General features: G+C 71.8%; 4 protein-coding genes. All 4 read left to right on the forward strand.

The genetic code is table 11. The annotated features are described in order from the left end of the window. Positions 1-3,416 (forward strand): transcription-repair coupling factor (gene mfd / locus AB0C29_RS30055; RefSeq protein ID WP_360827081.1); only part of this gene is annotated, 3,416 nt, incomplete at its 5' end. A gap of 56 nt (positions 3,417-3,472) precedes the next feature. After that, entirely contained in the window at positions 3,473-4,243 is a 771-nt protein-coding gene (locus tag AB0C29_RS30060; protein ID WP_360827084.1) for a hypothetical protein, read from the forward strand. Beyond that, the gene (locus AB0C29_RS30065) at positions 4,243-5,193 is read left to right on the forward strand and encodes a MazG family protein (protein ID WP_360827087.1); all 951 of its coding nucleotides are present in this window, start codon (positions 4,243-4,245) and stop codon (positions 5,191-5,193) included. Before AB0C29_RS30060 ends, AB0C29_RS30065 begins: the two co-directional genes overlap by 1 nt. Before the next feature lie 171 nt (positions 5,194-5,364). After that, positions 5,365-5,879, forward strand: a 515-nt coding sequence (locus AB0C29_RS30070) for a DUF885 family protein (RefSeq protein ID WP_360827090.1), incomplete at its 3' end; no start/stop codon positions are given.

The following is a 5,879-nucleotide window of genomic DNA, read 5'->3' on the forward strand; positions in this document are numbered from 1 at the left end:
GCGAGGCCGACGACCTGGCCGACGCGCTGGGCTGCCTGATCTCGCCCGACCGGGTCGCCGTCTTCCCGTCCTGGGAGACCCTGCCGCACGAGCGCCTCTCGCCCCGTTCCGACACCGTCGGGCGCCGGCTGGCCGTGCTGCGCCGCCTGGCCCACCCGGACGCCACCGGCGTCGAGCCGGTCCAGGTCGTCGTCGCGCCGGTCCGCAGCCTGCTCCAGCCCCAGCTCAAGGGCCTGGGCGACCTCGAGCCGGTGGAGCTGGCCACCGGCGGCACCGCCGAGCTGGAGACCGTCGCGCGGCGGCTCACCGACATGGCGTACGCGCGGGTCGACCTGGTCACCAAGCGCGGCGAGTTCGCCGTGCGCGGCGGCATCCTCGACGTCTTCCCGCCCACCGACGAGCACCCGTCCCGGGTCGAGTTCTGGGGCGACGAGGTGGAGGAGATCCGCACCTTCGCCGTCGCCGACCAGCGCACGATCGAAGAGGTCCCGCGACTCTGGGCCCCGCCCTGCCGCGAGCTGCTGCTCACCCCGCAGGTGCGCGCCCGCGCCGCCGAGCTGGCCGAGCAGCACCCCGAGATCGGCGAGATCCTGGAGAAGCTGGCCGACGGCATCCCGGTCGAGGGCATGGAGTCGCTGGCCCCCGCGCTCATGGACGGCACCGACTCGATGGAGCTGCTGATCGACTGCATGCCGCGGGGCACCCACGTGCTGCTCTGCGACCCCGAGCGGATCCGCACCCGGGCGCACGACCTGACCCGTACCTCCGACGAGTTCCTGGAGGCCAGCTGGGCCGCGGCCGCCGTCGGCGGCCAGGCCCCGATCGACGTCGGCGCCGCCGCGTTCAAGACCCTCGCCGACGTACGCGCCCACGCCGCGGTCCTGCACCAGCCGTGGTGGACCGTCTCGCCGTTCGGCCTGGACCCGACGCAGGAGCCCGCCGCCACGGACACCCCGTGGCTGGAGACGCCCGCCGTCGAGGTCGCACCCGACCTCGGCGACGCCATCAGCCTGCACGCCCAGCCCGTGCCGCTCTACCACGGCGACACCGCCAAGCTCGCCGCCGACCTGCGGCAATGGGCCGGCGAGCAGTGGGCCATCGCGCTGGTCTTCGAGGGCCACGGCACCGCCCAGCGCGCCACCGAACTGCTGCGCGACGCCGGCCTCGGAGTCACCCCGGTCGACGCCATCGAGACCGCAATCGAGCCGGGCCAGCTCCTGGTCACCTGCGGCGGGCTCAACCACGGCTTCGTCGACGAGAGCTCCCGGCTCGCGATCATCACCGGCAACGACATCACCGGCGGCCGCGGCGCGTCCACCAAGGACATGCGCAAGATGCCCAGCCGGCGGCGCAACACCATCGACCCGCTCGAGCTCAAGCCGGGCGACCACGTCGTGCACGAGCAGCACGGCATCGGCAAGTACGTCGAGCTGGTGCAGCGCACGGTCAACGGCGCCGAGCGCGAGTACATGGTCATCGAGTACGCGGCCAGCAAGCGCGGCCAGCCCGGCGACCGGCTCTTCGTCCCCACCGACCAGCTCGACCAGCTCTCCCGCTACGTCGGCGGCGAGTCGCCGACGCTGCACAAGATGGGCGGCTCGGAGTGGCAGAAGAGCAAGGCCCGCGCCCGCAAGGCGGTCCGGGAGATCGCGGCCCAGCTCATCCAGCTGTACGCGGCCCGGCAGGCGTCCAAGGGCCACGCGTTCGGCCCGGACACCCCGTGGCAGCGTGAGCTCGAGGACGCGTTCCCGTACACCGAGACCCCCGACCAGATGGCGGCGATCGTCGAGGTCAAGCACGACATGGAGCTGGCCGTCCCGATGGACCGGCTGATCTGTGGCGACGTCGGCTACGGCAAGACCGAGATCGCGGTCCGGGCGGCGTTCAAGGCGGTCCAGGACGGCAAGCAGGTCGCCATCCTGGTGCCCACCACGCTGCTCGCCCAGCAGCACTACAACACGTTCGCCGAGCGGATGAGCCAGTTCCCGGTGACGATCAAGCAGCTCTCCCGGTTCCAGACGCCCAAGGAGGCCACCCAGACGCTGGAAGAGGCGGCCAACGGCACCGCCGACATCGTCATCGGCACCCACCGGCTGCTGGCCGCGGCGACCCGCTTCAAAAACCTCGGCATGGTCATCGTCGACGAGGAGCAGCGCTTCGGCGTCGAGCACAAGGAGCAGCTCAAGACCCTGCGCGCCTCGGTCGACGTGCTGACCATGTCGGCCACGCCGATCCCGCGCACCCTGGAGATGGCGATCACCGGCATCCGCGAGATGTCCACCATCGCCACCCCGCCGGAGGAACGGCACCCGGTGCTGACCTTCGTCGGCGCCCACGACGACAAGCAGGTGGCCGCGGCGATCCACCGCGAGCTGCTGCGCGACGGTCAGGTCTTCTACCTGCACAACCGGGTCGAGTCGATCGACAAGGCGGCCCGCCGGCTGCGCGAGCTGGTGCCCGAGGCGCGGGTCGCCGTCGCGCACGGCCAGATGGGCGAGGAAGCCCTGGAGAAGGTGATGGTCGGCTTCTGGGAGAAGGACTTCGACGTGCTGGTCTGCACGACCATCGTCGAGTCCGGCATCGACATCCCGAACGCCAACACGCTCATCGTCGAGCGGGCCGACCTGCTCGGCCTGTCCCAGCTGCACCAGATCCGCGGCCGGGTCGGCCGTGGCCGCGAGCGCGCGTACGCGTACTTCCTCTACCCGCGGGAGAAGCCGCTCACCGAGACCGCCCACGAGCGGCTCGCCACCATCGCGCAGCACACCGAACTCGGCGCGGGCATGTACGTGGCCATGAAGGACCTCGAGATCCGCGGCGCCGGCAACCTGCTCGGCGGCGAGCAGTCCGGCCACATCGAGGGCGTCGGCTTCGACCTGTACGTGCGGATGGTCGGCGAGGCGGTCAGCGCCTTCAAGGGCGAACGGCCCGAGGAGGAGCCCGAGGTCAAGGTGGACCTGCCGATCGACGCGCACCTGCCGACCGACTACATCGCGGTGGAGCGGCTGCGCCTGGAGATGTACCGCAAGCTCGCCGAGGCCCGCGACAACGCCCGCCTGGACGAGGTCGTGGCCGAGATGACCGACCGCTACGGCGAGCCGCCCGAGCAGGTCAAGAACCTGATCGCGGTGGCCCGGTTCCGGCTGCTGGCCCGGGCGTACGGCCTCACCGACGTCTCGGTGCAGGGCAAGCACCTGCGCTTCTCGCCGGTGCCGCTGCCCGACTCCAAGCAGATGCGGCTCAAGCGTTACCACCCGGACTCCGTCTACAAGACCACCAACGACCAGGTCAGCGTGCCCCGGCCGACGACCCGGCGGGTGGGCGGCGAACCGCTGCGCGACCAGGCCCTGCTGCAGTGGTGCGCGCAGCTGCTCAAGGACGTGCTCGGCGAGGTTCCGGCCCCGGTGCCGGCATGATCCGATATCAGGGGGTGGGCGGTGTACGTCACATCAGCCGTGAGAGAGTGCTAACCATGCAGCGTGCCCGCCGACTCGCATCCACCGCCGTCGTCGCCGCCCTCGCGGTGAGCGGTCTGTCCGCCTGCCGCGCGGAGCCCGACGTGGCCGCGTACCTGGGTGACGGCCGGACGATCACCGAGGCCCGGGTCGAGGGTGTCTACGACGAGGCCCGCGACGAGCTGACCAAGGCCCGCGAGCAGGTCCAGCAGCAGCAGGGCAACGCCGGCGCCTCGGCCCAGCCCGTCCCGCCGGTGCAGGTCCCGTTCAAGCAGAAGGACGTGCTGAACGCCCTGCTCACCATCCAGGTGCTGGAGCAGGCGGCGAGCGCGCACGGCGTGCAGGCCGCCGCCGAGCCCACGGTCGAGCAGGTCGCGCAGGGCTCGAACTACTCCGCCAACTGGGAGTACACGAAGCTCTACACGCGTACGTTCCAGCTGCGGGCGGCGCTGCTGCCCAAGGTGGCCCCGGCCCCGCTGACCGACGCCGACCTGCGCCCGGTCTACGACAAGCTGCTGTCCGGCAGCGAAGCCGGCGCGACGCCGTTCGAGCAGTTCAAGACCCAGCTCTCGGCGGAGAACAAGCAGGCCCTGCAGCAGAGCATCGGCCTGCGTAACGAGCTCGCCAAGATCGTGGCCGAGGACGACGTCAAGCTCAACCCCCGCTACGGCAACCAGCAGCTCGTCCTGCTGTCGGCGCAGGCGGGCAACGCGGACGTGGCCCTGGTCGAGCTGTCGCTCGCCGGCGCCGACGCCTCCGAGGCCCCGTTCGTCACCGACGTCTCCTGATGGCCCCAGCCGGACGCATCGTCCTGCTGGTCACGTCCCCGCGGCTGCCGGCCGGTCTGCTCACGGCCGAGGCCTGGGACCTGCTCCGCGCCCACCCGGTCTACACCCCGGGCGAGAGCGACCAGGCGGACGCGCTGCGCTCCTCCGGAGTGACGGTCACGGTGATCGAGCCCGACCCGGAAACCCTGATCGCGGCGCTGCCCACCCACCCGACGGTGATCTGGCTGGCCGGGCCGGCCGGTGACGAGGACTTCGCCCGGCGCCTCGGCCTGCGCCTGGCCCGCGAGCCGGCCCTGGCCGAACTGGAGCTCTGCTACGGCTCCTGGGACCCGCCGGGCGCCCGGCTGCTGGACGCGGTGGCGGTGATGGACCGGCTCGCCTCGCCGGGCGGGGACCCGTGGAAACTGCAGCAGACCCACGAGAGCCTGGCGCCGTACCTGCTGGAGGAAAGCTACGAGGCGTACGACGCGATCGCGGCGTCCGACCTCGACGCACTGCGCGAGGAGCTCGGCGACGTACTGCTCCAGGTGGTCCTGCACTCCCGGCTGGCCGAGAACCTCCCGGAGGACGAACGCTGGAGCGTCGACGACGTGGCCGGCGGCCTGGTGGAAAAGATGATCCGCCGCAACCCGCACGTCTTCGCGGGCGAGCAGGTCGGCGGCGTCGAGGACATCATCGACAACTGGGAACGCATCAAGAAAGCGGAAAAGGCCCGCGATTCCGTGCTGGAGGGGATCGCGCTGAGCCAGCCGGCCCTGTCCCTGGCGGCGAAGATCCTCCAGCGCGCTGAGCGGGCTGGAGTCGGCGTGCCGCTGCCGTCCGGGCCGGGCCTGGGGCCGACGTTGCTGCGGCTGGTCGCGGACGCGCGGTCGCAGGGGCTCGACGCGGAGGCCGCGTTGCGGCAGGCGGCCCTGGACCTGGCGGCCGAGATCCGCAAGGCCGAGGGCTGACGTCCCGCCGGCCGTTTCGGTCTCGCCGGCTGTTCTGATCTGCGTGCCGCTTTGGTCTCGCCGGCCGCTTTCATCCGCTGGCCGTTCTGGTCTCGCCGGCCGCTCTGATCCGCCTGCCGCTTCGGTCCCGCCGGCGCGAGAATGTCGTACCCGACGAGTAGATTTCGCTCCATGCCGGAGTTCGTGCCGCTCGCGGAGAGCATCGTCGACGCCATCCTGGAGACCGACCCCGCGCTGGCGTCGTATGCGGGTGACCACCGCTTCGACGATCGCCTGCCCGATCTGTCACCCGGAGCGGTGGCCGACCGCGTGACCATGCTGCGGGACGCCGCCGACGCCCTGTCCGGCACGGATCCGGACGACTTCGACGACCAGGAAAAGGTCGACCACGCCATCCTGTCCGCCATCGTCGAGCGCGGCATGTTCGAGCTCAGCGACGTCCGCGAGCACGAGTGGAATCCGCTGGTCCACAACCCCGGCCCGATGCTGCACACCCTGCTGGCCCGCCCGTTCGCCCCGGCGGAGGAACGCCTCACCAGCCTCGGCGGCCGGCTGGCAGCCGTGCCCGACGCTCTCGCCACCGCCCGCGCGGTCCTGCGCGACGTGCCCCGCCTGCACACCGAGATCGCGGTCGGCCAGTTCGCCGGCGCGGCCACCCTCATCCGCGACCAGGTGCCTGGCCTGCT

The organism is Actinoplanes sp. NPDC048791 (genome assembly GCF_040650095.1).
In the GTDB taxonomy this organism is placed as follows: Bacteria; Actinomycetota; Actinomycetes; order Mycobacteriales; family Micromonosporaceae; genus Actinoplanes.

What these genes read in the sequence shown, in the direction of transcription:
- AB0C29_RS30065 (WP_360827087.1), top strand. Translation starts at nt 4,243, where the DNA reads ATGGCCCCAGCCGGACGCATCGTCCTGCTGGTCACGTCCCCGCGGCTG.
- AB0C29_RS30060 (WP_360827084.1), top strand. Translation starts at nt 3,473, where the DNA reads ATGCAGCGTGCCCGCCGACTCGCATCCACCGCCGTCGTCGCCGCCCTC.